The sequence below is a fragment of the Cellulosimicrobium sp. BMG9.22 genome, from assembly GCF_059159975.1.
In genome coordinates, this window is the sequence record NZ_JBZGBY010000004.1 from 187,542 (window position 1) to 203,908 (window position 16,367).

Below are 16,367 nucleotides of genomic sequence, written 5' to 3' on the forward strand. Positions count from 1 at the left end.
TGGGAGGCCGGTGGTCGGTCGGGTTCTGAGCGGCGTGAGCCAGGTTCAGGCTGGGTCGGCGTAGCCGGAGCGCGTGCGGTCGACGAGCCGGTCGAGCAGCTCGGTCCACACGCGGCGCGACGCGTCGTCGTCGGCCGCGTCGGTGGCATCCCACCAGCGCCGGTGGATGACGAGGAGGCCGCTCATGAGCGCGCCGACGAGCATCTCGAGGTCGAGCCGGTCGACGTCGGGGTGGCGGCGCGCGGTCTCGGCGACGAGGCGTTCGGCGAGGTGGGTGAAGGTGCGCGCGACCATGGTCGTGACGTGCGGGCCGGGTGCGTTCGACGTGCCGCCGAGGGCGCGCGTCAGGTAGGCCATCGGACCGAGGAGGTCGGTGCCCTGGAGCGCTGCCGTGAGGTCGTCGAGCGGTGCGCGACGGAGGGCGCTCTCGTCCGTCGGTGACGCCGCGTTCGCCCCGAGGCTGTCCACGACGGCGCCCAGCACGTCCTCGCACACCTCGACCACGACGTCGTCGAGCGAGGCGAAGTGGTTGAAGATCGTGCGGCGTGCGACGTCCGCGCGGGCCGCGAGCTCGTCGACCGTGAACCGGTCGCCGCCCTTCTCCTCCATGAGCGCCGCCGCGGCGTCGACGATGGCCTGGCGGTGGCGGGCGCGCAGCGCCGCACGGCGGTCGGTCGCCGGGAGGGCGGGGGAGGCGGAGAGCACCTCACGACACTAGGTGCATCGATGCACTGAGTGCAAACTTGCCTCCGGCGAGGCCGGGTCGCATCGCGTCGACCGTGTCGCCGACCGGCACGCAGCAAGGGGAGGCGTGCCCCTGCGACGACGTGCCGTGGGTCAGGCACCGGCCGGGGCTACGACCCGGCGTCGCGCTCTGGCACCGACGAGCGCGAGCGCGAGCTGCGCGACCCAGAGCGCGACCACCGCGGGGCCGACGACGGCGCTCGCGACCTCGGCCGCGTCGTCACCCGGCGGGAGCGGGACGTCGTCGGCGCCGCGCATCCTGCCGACCCACGCGCCGAGCAGGGGTGCGAGGGCGAAGAGGCCTGCGATCGGGATCGCGGCCACGGCGAACGCGGCGATCATCAGCCCGCCGCCGGCGACCACCGCCCCGGCGAGCAGGGCCACGGGCACGAGGACGGCGGCCCAGAGCTGGCACCGAAGGCGACCGTCCTCAGCCGCGGTGCGATCGTCGTGCGCTGCCCCTGTCGTCGTGGCGCGCCACGTCCCGCGGCACCGCCGTCGTCCTGCATCGTACGGCCGCAGCGCACGGGCCCGAGGGTCTGCCGGGTGCGCCGTGGCTCGGCATGGAGCGTGGATCTAGACTGGTGGAGTCCTGTGGGTCCCCCGCGCAGAGGATCGGCTCCGATGTCGTGGCTGCTCATGATCTGGTGCGCGACGGCGTGCACGGTCGCCGCCGTGTGGTGGGTGCTGCGCGGTGCCGGACTGCGCCGTCGGGCGCCGGCTCCCGACCCGCTCGCGACGCTCGCCGTCCAGATCCGGCTCAGCGAGCTCGCGGCCGAGCTGCGGCGCATCGAGGCGGACCCGGAGGTCTTCGCCCGCGCCCACCACTACCTCGCGGTGCAGGGCGCGTACGACGCGCTGCTGCGCGAGGCGTGCCGCCTCACCGGCCTTCCCGTCGAGGACGCGCCGCTGCAGGCGGGCTTCCGCGCCGGGGACGACGAGCGGTTCCGCGAGGAGCTCGAGCTCAGCGCGCGCGGCTGGAGCTGGTGACCGGTCGCCGCTCTGGCGGCGGAGAGCGAGACGCGGGTACGAGTAGATCTGGCACAGGCGTACCGTCGAGGGTTCCGCCCGTGTCAGACGACCGCTACGTCGAGGCCGCCGTGCTCGAGCGCGTGTGCGAGCCCGACCGGCAAGGGCATCTCGTGGGGCGGCTCGCTCGTGCGGACCGAGGCGACGGGGGTGGCCGAGGGGGCGAACATGCCCACGACGCCCGCCGCCGTCGCGCTGCTCCAGGACGCGGGCGTGCTGTTCGCGCCGGGCAAGGCCGCGAACGGCGGGCGGCGTCGCGACGTCGGCCCTCGAGATGCAGCAGAACGCCTCGCGCGACGCGTGGACGTTCGAGTACACCGAGGAGCGGCTCGAGCAGATCATGACCGGCATCCACGACCGGTGCGTCGAGACCGCCGACGAGTACGGCGCGCCGGGCAACCACGTGCTCGGCGCCAACATCGCGGGCTTCACCCAGTTCGCCGACGCCATCATCGCGCTCGGGGTGATCTGAGCCGTCGTCTACCCTGTCCGACGGCCGCCGTCGTGCCTCCGTGCGACGGACGGGCCGGCCGCACCGGACGACGGGAGAGCGCAGTGACGACCACCCACACCGAGGGATCGACCCGGGACGCGCGGCGCGACGTCGCGCTCGAGCTCGCCGTGCAGGACCCGCAGGGCGTGCGGGTCGCCGCGGCCGTGGGCGCGCGCCGGGTCGAGCTGTGCGTCGGGCTCGGCGCGACGGGCGGCCTCACGCCGAGCGCCGGGCTCGTCGAGGCGGCAGTCGAGGCGGCCCGCGCGGCGGTCGTCGTGGTTCCCGGCCCGGGCACCGACGGCCGCCCGTGCGTCGAGGTGCACGTCCTCGTGAGGCCGCGCCCGGGCGGCTTCGTGCTCACGCGCGACGACCTCGACGTCCAGGTGCGCGACGTCCGCGCCGCGGTCGCGGCGGGTGCCGCGGGCGTCGTCGTCGGTGCCCTGACCGCCGACGGCGAGGTGGACGCCGACGCCCTGCGCGCGCTCGTCGCCGCTGCCGACGGCCGCGAGGTGACCTTCCACCGCGCGATCGACGTCGTCGCCGACCCGCTCGCCGCGCTCGACCGGCTCGCCGGTCTCGGCGTGGTGCGCGTGCTCACCTCCGGTGGCGCCCCGCGCAGCATCGACGGCGTGGACCGGCTGCGCGCGATGGTCGCGTACGCCCACGGCCCGCTCGGCGGAGCGGTCCAGGTCATGGCCGGCGGGGGAGTGCGGACCGAGGACGTCGGCGCGCTCGTCGCGGCCGGCGTGGACGCCGTCCATCTCTCCGCCAAGCGGGTCGTGGCCGACGACGCCGGGCCGGGGGGCGGGGGCGACTCCGGCTACGAGGTGACGGACCCGGAGGTCGCGGCGGCTGCACGCGCGGCTCTCGACGCCGCGCGCTGAGCCGCTCCGGACCGGTCATCGGGACCGTCCGTTGCGGGCATGTATCAGTTAGGTAACTTTCCTGTCGTATTCGGGAGCGGCTTGCCCGGAGTTAGTTAGTGTTCCTGCACACGCCCCAGGGCGCCACGACGAACGACGCGACGACGCGTCGTCCATGCGAAAGGACCGATGATGATTCCAAGCACGGCGCGCAAGCGTCTGCTCACGGCGGTTGCGCTCGTGACCGGCGTGACTCTCCTGGCGGCCGGCTGCTCCGGCGGCGGCAACGGCGAGGGCGACGAGGGGACGGGCGCCGAGAGCGGGCGAGTCCTCAACGTCTGGGCCGGCTCGCAGACCCCGATCGTCGCCAACTTCAACCCCTTCGCGCCCACCGTGCTGCACGGTGCGCTCGGGCCGGTCTACGAGACGCTCTTCGTCTACAACAAGGCCCAGGCGAGCGAGCCGACGCCGATGCTCGGCGAGTCGTTCGAGTGGAACGAGGACGGCACGCAGCTCACGGTGAAGATCCGCGAGGGCGTCACGTGGAACGACGGCGAGGACTTCACCGCCGACGACGTCGTGTTCTCGTTCACCAACGAGGCGTCCAAGCCCACGTACCTCACGTCGGCCGAGGCGACCGACGAGTCGACGGTCGTCCTCACGTTCGAGGGCCCCCAGTACACCAACGAGTTCGCGCTCATGGGCGCCTCGTGGATGATCCCGGAGCACGTCTGGTCGGAGAAGTCGGCCGAGGAGATGACCACCTTCACCAACGAGGAGCCGGTCGGCACCGGCCCCTACACGGTGAAGACGACGTCCGACGCGGCCTACACGCTCGTCGCCAACGAGAGCTACTGGGACGAGGGCAAGCCCGCCGTCAAGGAGGTCCGGTACCTCGGCATCGACGCGAACGCGTCGGCGGAGGACCTGCTCAAGGCCGGGGACCTCGACTGGGCCGGCATGTTCGTGCCCGACCCCGAGGGGATCGCGTCCTCCGGCGGCCCGAGCGGCTACATCAACACGCCGCAGGACCCGACGGTGCTCTACACGTGCGCCAACGCGGACCTCGGCTGCACCGGCCCGCAGACGGACGTCGCCGTGCGCCAGGCGCTCGACGTCGCGATCGACCGCGGGACCATCAACGACAAGGCGTTCGTCGGGCTCGCCGCGACGGTCTCGCCGACGTTCGCGCTCCTCGGCCGTGACGACCAGTGGATCTCGCCGGACGTCGAGAAGGAGTCGCCGCAGTCGGCCGACGCTGCCGCAGCGGGGGAGATCCTCGAGGCCGCCGGGTACACGAAGGGCGCCGACGGCATCTACGAGAAGGGCGGCCAGAAGGTCGAGCTGACCCTCACCTCCGTCGACGGCTGGACCGACTACAACGACGCCGCGAAGCTCATCGAGGAGCAGGCCAAGGCCGCAGGCATCGCCGTCACCGCGAGCACGGTGAGCTGGCAGGAGTTCTCCGACTCGCGCCAGTCCGGCAACTACCAGCTCATCATGGGCGGCATGATCGGCACCTCGGTGGCCGACCCGTTCCAGATCTACCGCGACTGGCTCTCGGGCGACTACACGCAGGCGGTCGGCACGCAGCTCGAGCCGGGCGAGTGGAACTTCTCCCGCTACGCCAACCCCGTCGTCGACGAGGCCGTGCAGGCTGCGGCCGCGACGAACGACGAGGCGGCGAAGAAGGACGCGTACGCGACGATCCAGACCGAGATCACCCGCGACCTGCCGTACATCCCGCTGGTCATCAACGCGACGCAGACCTTCTTCAACGACACGGACTACACGGGCTGGCCGACGGAGGACGACCTCTACGCCTTCCCGCCGTCGTGGGGCTCGGTCTCCGCGGGCTACGTGCTCGGCAACCTGAAGCCCGCCGAGTGACGCTCCGCTGAGCCGCACCGAGGAGGAGCCGTGATGAGCGAGGGAAGCACCCGATGAAGTACTACGCCCGGCGGATCGCGTTCTACGCGTTCACCCTGTGGGCTGCCATCTCCCTGAACTTCCTGATCCCCCGGCTCATGCCGGGCGACCCCGCCGACATCATGCTGGCCAAGATGGCCCGCAACGGCGAGGTCGCACCCGGGGTCGAGAAGACCATCCGGCTCCTCCTCGGAGCAGACACCGACCAGTCGATGTGGGACCAGTACGTGGCGTACTGGGGCAACATCCTCCGCGGGGACCTCGGCGTCTCGGTGACGAAGTTCCCGACGCCGGTCACCGAGCTCATCGGGGCCGCGCTGCCGTGGTCGATCGGCCTCCTGGGCATCGCGACGATCATCTCGTTCGTCCTCGGCATCGCGGCCGGCGCGTGGATCGGCTGGCGGCGCGGCACCTGGGTGGACAACCTCATCCCCGCCTCGACGCTGCTGCAGTCGCTCCCGTACTTCTGGGTCGCGCTGCTGCTGGCCTACCTGTTCGCCGTCGAGAACCCCGTCTTCCCCCGGATCGGCGGGTACGACGTCTTCACGTTCGACGGGCCCGAGCTGAGCTGGGCGTTCGTCGGCTCGGTGATCTACCACGGCTTCCTGCCCGCGCTCACGGTCGTGCTCTCGTCGTTCGGCGCCTGGCTGCTCGGGATGCGCAACATGATGGTCTCCACGCTGTCGGAGGACTACATCACGACCGCGGAGGCCAAGGGCCTGCGCCGGTCGCGGATCCTGCTCACCTACGCGACGCGCAACGCGGCCCTCCCGTCGATCGCGGGGTTCGGCATCTCGCTCGCGTTCGTCGTCACCGGGGCGATCGTCATGGAGCAGGTGTTCACCTACCCCGGTCTCGGCAAGCTCATGATCACCGCCGTCCAGGGCAACGACTTCGCCCTCATGCAGGGCCTGTTCCTCGTCATCACGCTCACCGTGCTGGTGGCGACGTTCTTCATGGACCTGGTCTACGGATTCATCGACCCGAGGACGCGGCACAATGGCTGACGACATCCGCGAGCAGGAGCTCACCAAGAACGCGGGCTCGGTGGTCCCGCTCGACGACACCGCCGTCGACGGACTGCCCGCCGAGGACGGCCCGCAGCCGGTCGAGAGCGCGATCGTGGAGGCGAGCGCGGTCGGGACGGCCGCACCCTTGGGCACGACGGCACGGCGGGGCTTCCGCCAGCTCCTCCCCTCGTTCTCCGTGAAGCTCGCCGTCGGCGTCGTCCTCACCCTCGGCATCACGCTGTTCGCCTTCGTCGCCCCGTTCTTCGTGCAGGACCCGCGGTTCTCGGGCAACGACGCGATGCTCCCGCCGAGCACGGAGCACCTGCTGGGCACGACGAAGCTCGGCTACGACGTCTTCGCGCAGCTCGCGTACGGCGCCAAGGGCTCGCTCATGGTCGGCCTCGTCGCCGCGACGATCGCGATCACCCTGTCGCTCGTGTTCGGGATCGTGGCCGGCTACCTCGGCGGCTGGACGGACGAGTTCCTCTCGCTGGGGACCAACGTCATGCTCGTCATCCCGGGCCTGCCGCTCATGATGGTCATCGCGATCTACGCGCAGAGCCGCAGCCTGCTGCTGGTCGCCCTCATCCTCGGCATCACCGGCTGGGCGGGGTCGGCGGTGATCCTGCGGTCCCAGGCCAGGTCCCTGCGCAACCGCGACTACGTCGCCGCGTCCCGCGTGGCCGGCGAGAAGACCTTCCGGATCGTCCTCGTCGAGATCATGCCGAACCTGCTCCCGCTGCTCGCGGCGCAGTTCCTCGGTGCGGTGATCCTCGCGATCCTCGGTGAGGCCGGCCTGTCCTTCATCGGGCTCGGGCCGAACGGCTCCATCACGTGGGGCACCATGATCATGGACGCCTACGGCGGCGGTGCGCTGAGCGCGGGCGCCTGGTGGTGGTTCGTCCCGCCGGGCCTCATGATCGCGATCTTCGGCGCCGGTCTGTCGCTCATGAACTTCGCGATCGACGAGATCATCAACCCCAAGCTGCGCAACGCGCCCGCGGCCGTGAAGAACGTGCGCAGGGCGAGCCGGGCCGGCCTCGGGATCGCGGGTCTCGACGACGCACCCGCGCCCGGTGGGTCCGCGTCGCGGGGCGGCCGGCACCGCACGGACGCCACCACGGCCCCCGACGAGCAGAAGGAGACGGTGGGAGCATGACCGCCACGACCGACGCCGGGCCGCTCACGACGCCCGAGCACGACGCCTATGTCGCGGGCCTCGAGCCGGTGCTCACTGCGCGCGGTGTGTCCATCGACTACGAGGTGACGCCGGTCGTGCACGCCGTGAAGGACGTGTCCCTCACGCTGCACCGCGGCGAGATCCTCGGCCTCGCGGGCGAGTCGGGCTGCGGCAAGACGACGCTCGCGTACGGGCTCAACCGGCTGCTCAAGCCGCCGGCGCTCATGACGTCGGGCGAGGTGACGTTCCACGACAGGGACGGCACCGACATCGACGTCGTGGCGCTCGGCGGGGACGGGCTGCGCTCGTTCCGGTGGGACAAGGTCTCGATGGTGTTCCAGGGGGCGATGAACTCGCTCAACCCGGTCATCAGCGTCCGCGCCCAGCTCGGTGACGTGCTCAAGACCCACCGTCCGGGGATGTCGAAGGCGGAACGGGCGACGCGGTCCGCGGAGCTGCTCGAGCTCGTGGGGGTCGACCCCGTGCGCCTCGACAGCTATGCGCACGAGCTCTCGGGCGGCATGCGTCAGCGCGTGATGATCGCGATGGCGCTCGCGCTCAACCCGCAGGTCATGATCATGGACGAGCCGACGACGGCGCTCGACGTGGTCGTCCAGCGCGGCATCCTGCGCGAGATCATGCGGCTGCGCGAGCAGTTCGACTTCGCCGTCGTCTTCATCACGCACGACCTCCCGATGCTCCTGGAGATCAGCGACCGCATCGCGGTCATGCTGCGGGGCGAGATCGTCGAGCTGAACACGGCCGAGAGCATCTACGAGGACGCCCGGCACCCGTACACGCGCCGGCTGCTCGGCTCGTTCCCGAGCCTGACGGGAGCCCGTGGTTCCTTCGTCCGCACGGGCGAGGGCACGGGCGAGGGCACCGGCGAGAGCCAGGGAGGAACCCCCGCATGAGCACGCTCAACGTCCGCAACCTGGTCAAGGACTTCACGATCCGCAAGGGCCTGAGGCGCACGACGCTCCGTGCCGTGAACGACGTGTCGTTCACGCTCGAGCCGGGGAAGACGATCGCCGTCGTCGGGGAGTCCGGATCGGGCAAGTCGACCGTGGCCCGCATGATCGCGAAGCTCGAGACGCCGACGTCGGGCCGCATCATGCTCGACGGCGAGCTCTCCGCGACGCGCGGACGACGTCTCGACGCCTACCGGCACGACGTGCAGATGGTCTTCCAGGACCCCTTCGCGTCGCTCAACCCGTTCCACACCGTGCAGCACCACCTCGAGCGCCCGCTGCGCATCCACAAGGTCGCGCGGACCAAGGCCGAGCTCGAGACGCACGTGCACGGTCTGCTCGAGCGCGTGAACCTCACGCCCCCGGACGTCTACGCGGCCAAGCAGCCGCACGAGATGTCGGGTGGGCAGCGGCAGCGCGTCGCGATCGCGCGGGCGCTCGCGCCGGGCGCGCGGTTCCTCGTGGCGGACGAGCCCGTGTCGATGCTCGACGTCTCGATCCGCCTCGGCGTGCTCAACCTCCTTGCGCGCCTGCAGCGCGAGGAGAACCTCGGCGTCCTCTACATCACGCACGACCTCGCGACGGCCCGGCACTTCAGCGACGAGATCCTCGTGATGTTCCGCGGCAACGTCGTGGAGCGCGGGCCGTCGGACCGGGTCATCCTCGACCCGCAGCACGAGTACACCAAGCTGCTCCTGAGCGCCGCACCCGACCCGCAGAACCACGGCCGCCTGCGCGACGAGGTCCGCGCGGAGCTCGCGGCCGCGGGCAGCGGCGACGCCGACCGCGACCGGTTCGGGACGCGGGGCCTCTGAGCGGCAGGTGAGACGGGCGCGGGCCAGGTCCGTCGGACGCCCTGGCCCGCGTCCTCCCGGCGACGCCGAGGGAGCGGATGGGTAGTGTCGGCCCCGTGCACGCCCGACACCTGCGCCTCGCGCCGCCGCCCGCCGCTCCCGCCCCGACCCCGGCGGTGACGGCCGCCTCCGCCGTCGTCGAGGCGCTCGCCGCGCTGCGCCGCGAGATGGAGATCCCCGAGGCGTTCGACGCGGACGTGCTCGCCGAGGCGGAGTCCGTCGCGGGCCGCGGTCCGCTCGGCGGCAGTGCGGACGCGGGGCGCCTCGACCTGCGCCACCTGCCGTTCCTCACGATCGACCCGCCGGGGTCGATGGACCTCGACCAGGCGCTGTACCTCGAGCGCGCCGGCGAGGCGGTCGACGGCCGTTCGGTCGACGGCGCCGCGTTCGTCGTGCACTACGCCATCGCCGACGTCGCGTCGTTCGTCGAGCCCGGCGGCCCGATCGACACCGAGGTGCACGAGCGCGGCTCGACGCTCTACGCGCCCGACGCCCGCACGCCGCTCCACCCGGCGGTCCTCTCCGAGGGGGCGGCGAGCCTGCTCCCGGACCAGGACCGCCCGGCCGCGGCCTGGCGCATCGTGCTCGACGCGCGCGGCGAGATCGTCGACGCGACGGTGCGCCGCGCCGTCGTGCGCTCGACGCAGCGCCTCACGTACGACGAGGCGCAGTCCCGGATCGACGCCGGGGGTGCCGGTGCCGAGAACGCGTCGCTGCTCCTCCTGCGCGAGATCGGCGAGCTGCGGCGCGCCCGCGAGCGCGAGCGCGGGGGAGTGTCGCTCGAGGTCCCCGAGCAGGAGATCGTCACGCACGACGACGGCACGTTCGGACTCGAGTTCCGCTCCACCCTCCCGGCGGAGGGCTGGAACGCGCAGATCTCCCTGCTCACGGGGATCGCGGCGGCGCGGATCATGCGCGCCGGGGGCGTCGGCGTCTTCCGCGCGCTGCCCGAGGCCGACCCGCGCGACCTCGCGCGCCTGCGCCGGACGGCCCGGGCGCTCGGCATCGACTGGCCGAGCGAGACGGCGTACGCCGAGCTCGTCCCGACGCTCGACTCGCGGGTCCCGCGCCACGCGGCGTTCCTCAACGAGGCGACGTCGCTGTTCCGGGGCGCGTCCTACGAGGCGTTCGGCGGCACGGACCAGGAGCCGGGCGTGCCCGACGACGCCGCGCACGCCGCGATCGCCGCCGAGTACGCGCACGTCACGGCGCCGCTGCGCCGGCTCGTCGACCGCTATGGCACCGAGGTGTGCCTCGCGCTGTGCGCCGGTGACGAGGTGCCGCGCTGGGTGCTCGACGCGCTGCCCGGCCTGCCGCGCACGATGGCCCGCACCGGCCAGCGGGCGGGGTCGTACGAGCGGGCGATCGTCGACGTCGTCGAGGCCGCGCTGCTCAGCGGGCGCGAGGGTGAGGAGTTCGACGGGGTGGTGGTCGACGTCGAGGACGACCGCGAGCGCTCGCGCCGCCTCGAGCGCGAGGGCGGCGACACGGCCGGCGCGTCCCGGCGGGGCCAGGTCGTGCTCGCGGACCCGGCCGTCCGCGCGCCGCTCGAGGGCCCCGACCTCCCGCTCGGCGACCCCGTCCGGGCGACCCTGCGAGAGGCCTCGGTGCCCGGCCGTCGCGTCCGCTTCACGGTCGGCTGACGCGTCGGCGCCCGTTCGGCCGCCGTCATCGGTCACGTCCTACCCTGGTGCCGTGCCTGCCCGACGACGCACCGACCCGACCGCCGGCCGCCTCGCCCTGGCGGCGTGGCGGGACGACCCGACCGACCGGAAGGCCGTGACGACCGCGGTGCGGTTTACGCTCGAGGAGCTCGCCGACGTCGCGCCCGGGCACGCGGTCGAGGTGCGGGTCCCGCCCGCCGGCGCCGTCCAGGCGGTCGAGGGGCCGCGCCACACGCGCGGCACCCCGCCGAACGTCGTGGAGACCGACCCGCAGACGTGGCTCGGCCTCGTGACGGGCGAGCAGACGTGGGCCGACGCCGTCGCGGACGGGCGGGTCCGAGCCTCCGGCGAGCGGTCCGACATCTCGTGGCTGCTCCCGCTCCAGGCAGCCCGCGCGCGCTGAGCCGCACCCTCCGGCGCCCGTTCCCTGCCCACAGCCGATGTGCCGGGCGGGCGTGTTACCGGTGCGTAACGTTCTGGGCCGGTGGTCTGGCGTGCCCGAGCACCGGGGGCTAGCGTCCGAGGATGACCGGCCGCCGTCCGTGCGGGCGCTCGCAGCACGACGACGTGCGGCGGCGTTCTCGCGGCGGTGACGTGGCAGCAACCGTGCGTTCATCCGGGTGCGGTGCGATGACCTGCGGAGGCAGGGCGTCGACCCCGTCCGAGGCTGTACCGGATCGATGGACTGCTCGACTGCTTGCCCGGCCGTCCGCACGAGATGAAGGAGTCAGCGTGACCGATCACCAGCACCTGCGGCGACGGAGGGTGGTGGCGAGCACGTTGACCGTGGCGCTCGCCGCGCCGTTGTCCGTCGCGGCGGCCACCGCCGCGAGCGCGGCGCCCGACGGGTCGGGTCTCGTCATCAACGAGGCCTACCTGAGCGGCGGCAGCGCGAACGCCCCGTTCACCCACAAGTTCGTCGAGCTGTACAACCCCACGCAGGCGGCGATCGACCTCTCGGGCATGTCGCTCCAGTACCGGTCCGCGACGGGCACGGCCGGCTTCACGGGCGTCACGCCGCTGTCCGGCACGGTCGCCCCCGGCGGGTACTTCCTCGTGCAGGGCGGCTCCAACGGGTCCAACGGCGCGGCGCTGCCGACGCCGGACGCGACCGGCAGCCTCAACCCGTCGGGCACGACGGGGACCGTCGCGCTCGTCCGCTCCACCTCGGCGGTCACGCTGCCCGCAGGGAACGCCGCGGGCGCCGTTGACGTCGTGGACCTCGTCGGGTACGGCACGTCGAACACGTTCGAGACCGCCCTGAGCCCTGCGCCGTCGGCCAACAACGTGCCGGCGTCGCTCCACCGGACCGGGTTCGCGGACACGGACGACAACAGCTTGGACTTCACGCTCTCGAGCACCGTCACCCCGCAGAACAGCGGCGACGGCGGCCCGGACCCGGATCCGGGCGAGCTCGTGCCGATCGCGGAGATCCAGGGCACGGGTGCCGCGAGCCCGTTCGTCGGGAAGACGGTGACGACGCGCGGCGTCGTCACCGCGACGTACCCCACCGGCGGCTACGACGGCTTCTACCTGCAGACCGAGGGCACCGGGGGCGACCTCGACGCCTCGCACACGGCGTCGGACGCGATCTTCGTCTACTCGGAGGCCGGTGCGGCCGCGGTGCAGGTGGGCGACCACGTCGAGGTCACGGGCGCGGTGTCGGAGTACTTCACGCTGACCCAGATCACCCCCGCCGCAGGCGGCTGGACGGTCCTCGACGAGGCGGCCGAGGAGGTCAAGCCCGCGAACGTCGCGTTCCCCGCGACCGACGCCGCGCGCGAGGTGCTCGAGGGCATGCTCGTGCAGCCCGCGGGCGACCACGTCGTCGCGGACAACTACGACACGAACTACTACGGGTCGTTCCTCCTCGCAGCGGGGACGGAGCCGTTCCTCCAGCCGACGTCGGCCGGTCGCCCCGGGTCCGCCGAGGCCCAGGCCGCGGTCGCGGACCGGGCGGCGCGCGGCGTCGTGCTCGACGACGGCGCGACGACGAACTTCAACAACGCGGCCAACAAGGGCATCCGGCTCCCGTACCTCACGGGCGGCGCGCCGGCGCGCGTCGGCGCGGGCGTGACGTTCACGGCGCCCGTGATCCTCGACTACCGCTTCGAGGCCTGGACCTTCCAGCCCCGGACGCACCTGCGTGCGGGCGACGGCGGCAACGCCGCCGAGGTCCAGCCGGCCACGTTCGCGAACACGCGCGAGGACGCCCCGGCCGAGGTCGGGGGCGACCTGAGCATCGCGACGTTCAACGTGCTCAACTACTTCACGACGACCGGCGACCAGCTCACGGGCTGCCAGTTCTACACGGACCGCGAGGGCAACCCGATCACGGTCCGCACGGGCTGCGACGCGCGCGGCGCCGCGAATGCCGAGAACCTCGAGCGCCAGGAGACGAAGATCGTCGCCGCGATCGACGCGCTCGACGCGGACGTCGTCGCGCTCATGGAGATCGAGAACTCCGCTCCGTTCGGCAAGGACCGCGACCAGGCGCTCTCCGACCTCGTGGGCGCGCTCAACGAGGCCGCGGGCGCCGAGGAGTGGGCGTTCGTGCCCTCTCCCGCCGCGCTGCCGACCGCCGAGGACGTCATCCGGCTCGCGTACATCTACCAGGTGGACGCGGCTGAGCCCGTCGGCGAGTCGCGGATCCTGCTCGACGACCCGGCGTTCGTCAACGCGCGCGAGCCGCTCGCGCAGGTGTTCCAGCCGACCGGTGGGATCTCGACCGGCGAAGGGTCGGCCGACGACGACGTGCTCGTCGTCGCGAACCACCTCAAGTCGAAGGGCGGCAACGACACCGCGCCCGACGACCAGAAGGACACAGGGGACGGTCAGGGCGCCTACAACCCGGCGCGCGTCGCGCAGGCCACGGCGCTCGTCGGTTTCGCGCAGGACGTCGCGGCGGACGCCGGGACCGACAAGGTCCTGCTCGCGGGCGACTTCAACGCCTACGACCAGGAGGACCCGCTCCAGGTGCTCAAGGACGCCGGGTACACGAGCCTCGGCGCGACGACGGGCGAGCAGACCTACCTCTTCGACGGGTACGTCGGGTCGCTCGACCACGTGTTCGCCTCGCCCGCCGCAGCCGCGACGGTCACGGGTGCTGACGTGTGGAACATCAACTCGGTCGAGCCGATCGCCAACGAGTACAGCCGGTACAACGACAACGCGTCGATCCTCTACGACACGACGCCGTTCCGGTCCTCCGACCACGACCCTGTGCTCGTGGGCCTCGACCTCGCGGCCGGCGCCGGGACGACCGAGATCGACCTGCTCGCGATCAACGACTTCCACGGTCGCATCGAGCCGTACGTGACGAACCGGGACACGGGCGTCGTCACGAACAACACGCTGTCGTTCGCGGGGACTGTCGAGCAGCTGCGCGCCGAGAACCCGGAGGGCACCGCGTTCCTCTCGGTCGGCGACAACATCGGCGCCTCGCTGTTCGCGTCCGCGCTCCAGCAGGACCAGCCGACGATCGACGTGCTCAACGCGCTCGAGCTCGCGACGTCCGCCGTCGGGAACCACGAGTTCGACCAGGGCTACGCGGACCTCGCCGGCCGCGTGACCGACGAGGCGGACTGGAGCTACCTCGGCGCGAACGTCTACGACAAGGGCACGACGAACCCGGCGCTGCCGGAGTACGACGTCATCGAGGTCGACGGCGTGCGGATCGGCGTCATCGGCGCCGTGACGGAGGAGACCCCGACGCTCGTCACGCCGTCGGGCATCGCGATGCTCGACTTCGGCGACCCCGTCGAGGCCGTGAACCGCGTCGCCGCCCAGCTCCAGGACGGAGACGAGGGCAACGGCGAGGCCGAGGTGCTCGTCGCGCTCTACCACGAGGGCGCGAGCGCCGGGACACCGGACGGCTCGACGCTCGAGGAGGAGGTCGCCGCGGGCGGCACCTTCGCCGAGATCGTCAACGGCACGGACGCGTCGGTCGACGCCATCTTCACCGGGCACACGCACAAGCAGTACGCGTGGGACGCGCCGGTCCCGGGTGTGGAGGGCGCGACCCGCCCGATCATCCAGACCGGCAGCTACGGCGAGAACATCGGTCACGTCACGCTCCAGGTCGACGACGCCACGAACGACGTCGTGGACTACGACGTCGTCAACGTGCCGCGCACCACGACACCGTGGGAGGAGCTCGTGGCGACGTACCCGCGCGTCCAGGCGGTCAAGGACGTCCTGGACCCGGCGCTCGCGGAGGCCGACGTCATCGGCTCCCAGCCGGTGGGCGAGGTGGCCGCCGACATCACGACCGCCTACACGGGCGGCTCGTACGTGGACGGCGTCTACGTGGGCCCCGGCCCGACGCCGACGACCGGTCGCGACGACCGTGCGTCGGAGTCCGCGCTGGGCAACCTCGTCGCCGACTCGCTGCTCGAGACGCTCGCGGACCCCGCTCGCGGGGGCGCGGACATCGGCGTCGTCAACCCGGGCGGTCTGCGCGGGGAGCTCCTCTACGGCGACGACGGCGTGATCACCTTCGCGGAGGCGAACGCCGTCCTGCCGTTCGTCAACAACCTGTGGACCGTGACCCTCACGGGCGAGCAGGTCGTGGAGCTGCTCGAGCAGCAGTGGCAGACGGACGACGACGGCAACCGGCCGCAGCGTCCCTACCTGGCACTCGGGCTCTCGGACAACGTGAGCTGGACGGCGCGCACCGCCGACCCGCTCGCCGCGCCGGGCGACAACGTGCTCTCCGTGACGATCGACGGCGAGCCGGTCGACCCCGCGGGCGAGTACCGCGTCGCGACGTTCTCGTTCCTCGCGACCGGTGGCGACAACTTCCGCGTCTTCACGGAGGGCACGGACGCGCGCGACTCGGGCCTCGTGGACCGTGACGCGTGGATCGCGTACCTGCGCGACAGCTCGGTGGAGGCGCCGATCGCGCCGTCGTTCGACCGGTCGCGCGTCGTCCTCGGTGCGCTGCCCGAGCCGGTCGCCGCGGGCGAGGACGTGAGCGTCGAGCTCTCGCACCTCGACCTCACGTCGCTGGGCTCTCCGCAGAACACCGAGGTATCGGGCTACCTGGTCCCGGCCGACGGCACGTTCGACCCGGCGATCCCGGGCGACGTCGTCGGGACGGCCACGGTGACCGACGGGGCCGCGACGCTCACGGCCACGGTTCCCGCCGACGCCGCGGAGGGCGCGTACGACCTGTGGGTCGTCGCGTCGCCGAGCGGCACGACCGCCCGGATCCCGGTCACGGTCGAGACCGCGGCACCGACCGTCGTGCTCGAGAACCTCGAGGCCTCGGCGCGGTGCCTCGGCAAGTTCGTCCACGTCGCGGTCCGCGCGACCAACGGCGAGGACGTCCCGGTCGAGGTCGTGGTCGAGACCCCGTACGGGTCGAAGCGGTTCCCGAACCTCCAGGCGGGCAAGAACGCTTACCAGTCGTTCAACACCCGGGCCACGTCGGTCGAGGGCGGGACGGTGACCGTCACCGCCACGCTCGACGGCGTGACGCAGGAGTACGAGGTCCCGTTCGAGGGCCAGACGTGCGGCTGACGCGCTAGCGCTGGCGCGCCGCGACCCGGGTCCCGTCCGACGGGCCCGGGTCGCGGCGCCTCGACCCACCCGCACGGCGTGCGCGCGCCTACGCGTCGTCGCACCGC

General features: G+C 72.6%; 13 protein-coding genes and 1 pseudogene. 11 read left to right on the top strand and 3 right to left on the bottom strand.

Annotated elements, in window-relative coordinates; all coding sequences use genetic code 11:
* Positions 1-45 precede the first annotated feature (45 nt).
* Both AC4H2H_RS05040 and AC4H2H_RS05045 read right to left on the bottom strand, forming a co-directional pair.
* Positions 46-705 carry a TetR/AcrR family transcriptional regulator gene (locus AC4H2H_RS05040; RefSeq protein WP_494369721.1) on the bottom strand — a complete coding sequence of 220 codons (660 nt, stop codon included), beginning with the start codon at positions 703-705 and terminating at the stop codon, positions 46-48.
* 132 nt (positions 706-837) lie between these two features.
* Positions 838-1,128, bottom strand: coding sequence for a hypothetical protein (locus tag AC4H2H_RS05045; RefSeq protein ID WP_494369722.1), 291 nt, complete (start codon positions 1,126-1,128; stop codon positions 838-840).
* A 240-nt stretch (positions 1,129-1,368) separates the two neighbouring features.
* On the opposite strand from AC4H2H_RS05045, the gene AC4H2H_RS05050 reads away from it, so the two are divergent.
* Positions 1,369-1,734: a hypothetical protein gene (locus AC4H2H_RS05050; RefSeq protein ID WP_494369723.1), complete on the top strand. Its 366-nt coding sequence runs from the start codon at positions 1,369-1,371 to the stop codon at positions 1,732-1,734.
* 83 nt (positions 1,735-1,817) lie between these two features.
* Here the strand turns inward: AC4H2H_RS05050 and AC4H2H_RS05055 are convergent, their stop codons facing one another.
* Complete coding sequence (locus AC4H2H_RS05055; RefSeq protein WP_494369769.1) at positions 1,818-2,006, bottom strand: hypothetical protein; 189 nt, start codon at positions 2,004-2,006, stop codon at positions 1,818-1,820.
* Here AC4H2H_RS05055 and AC4H2H_RS05060 point away from each other — a divergent pair.
* From AC4H2H_RS05060 to AC4H2H_RS05105, 10 genes and pseudogenes are all read left to right on the top strand, one after another.
* A pseudogene (locus AC4H2H_RS05060) lies at positions 1,921-2,245 on the top strand (NADP-specific glutamate dehydrogenase); the annotation flags it as partial. The gene AC4H2H_RS05055 and the pseudogene AC4H2H_RS05060 sit on opposite strands and share 86 nt — an antisense overlap.
* A gap of 83 nt (positions 2,246-2,328) precedes the next feature.
* Positions 2,329-3,150 carry a copper homeostasis protein CutC gene (locus tag AC4H2H_RS05065; protein WP_494369724.1) on the top strand — a complete coding sequence of 274 codons (822 nt, stop codon included), beginning with the start codon at positions 2,329-2,331 and terminating at the stop codon, positions 3,148-3,150.
* A gap of 171 nt (positions 3,151-3,321) precedes the next feature.
* On the top strand, positions 3,322-5,019 hold the full coding sequence (locus AC4H2H_RS05070) for an ABC transporter substrate-binding protein (protein ID WP_494369725.1): 1,698 nt from the start codon (positions 3,322-3,324) through the stop codon (positions 5,017-5,019).
* Positions 5,020-5,072: 53 nt separating this feature from the next.
* Positions 5,073-6,065, top strand: a complete 993-nt coding sequence (locus tag AC4H2H_RS05075; RefSeq protein WP_494369726.1) for an ABC transporter permease — start codon at positions 5,073-5,075, stop codon at positions 6,063-6,065.
* Positions 6,058-7,227 (top strand): ABC transporter permease, encoded by a 1,170-nt coding sequence (locus tag AC4H2H_RS05080; protein ID WP_494369727.1) that lies wholly within the window; start codon positions 6,058-6,060, stop codon positions 7,225-7,227. Before AC4H2H_RS05075 ends, AC4H2H_RS05080 begins: the two co-directional genes overlap by 8 nt.
* Positions 7,224-8,162, top strand: coding sequence for an ABC transporter ATP-binding protein (locus AC4H2H_RS05085; protein WP_494369728.1), 939 nt, complete (start codon positions 7,224-7,226; stop codon positions 8,160-8,162). The genes AC4H2H_RS05080 and AC4H2H_RS05085 overlap by 4 nt, the downstream gene beginning before the upstream one ends.
* Positions 8,159-9,034, top strand: coding sequence for an ABC transporter ATP-binding protein (locus AC4H2H_RS05090; protein WP_494369729.1), 876 nt, complete (start codon positions 8,159-8,161; stop codon positions 9,032-9,034). The genes AC4H2H_RS05085 and AC4H2H_RS05090 overlap by 4 nt, the downstream gene beginning before the upstream one ends.
* Positions 9,035-9,129: 95 nt before the next feature.
* The gene (locus AC4H2H_RS05095) at positions 9,130-10,716 is read left to right on the top strand and encodes an RNB domain-containing ribonuclease (RefSeq protein ID WP_494369730.1); all 1,587 of its coding nucleotides are present in this window, start codon (positions 9,130-9,132) and stop codon (positions 10,714-10,716) included.
* 52 nt (positions 10,717-10,768) lie between these two features.
* Positions 10,769-11,140 (top strand): sterol carrier family protein, encoded by a 372-nt coding sequence (locus AC4H2H_RS05100; protein ID WP_494369731.1) that lies wholly within the window; start codon positions 10,769-10,771, stop codon positions 11,138-11,140.
* 329 nt (positions 11,141-11,469) lie between these two features.
* Positions 11,470-16,260 carry an ExeM/NucH family extracellular endonuclease gene (locus AC4H2H_RS05105; RefSeq protein ID WP_494369732.1) on the top strand — a complete coding sequence of 1,597 codons (4,791 nt, stop codon included), beginning with the start codon at positions 11,470-11,472 and terminating at the stop codon, positions 16,258-16,260.
* Positions 16,261-16,367 lie beyond the last annotated feature (107 nt).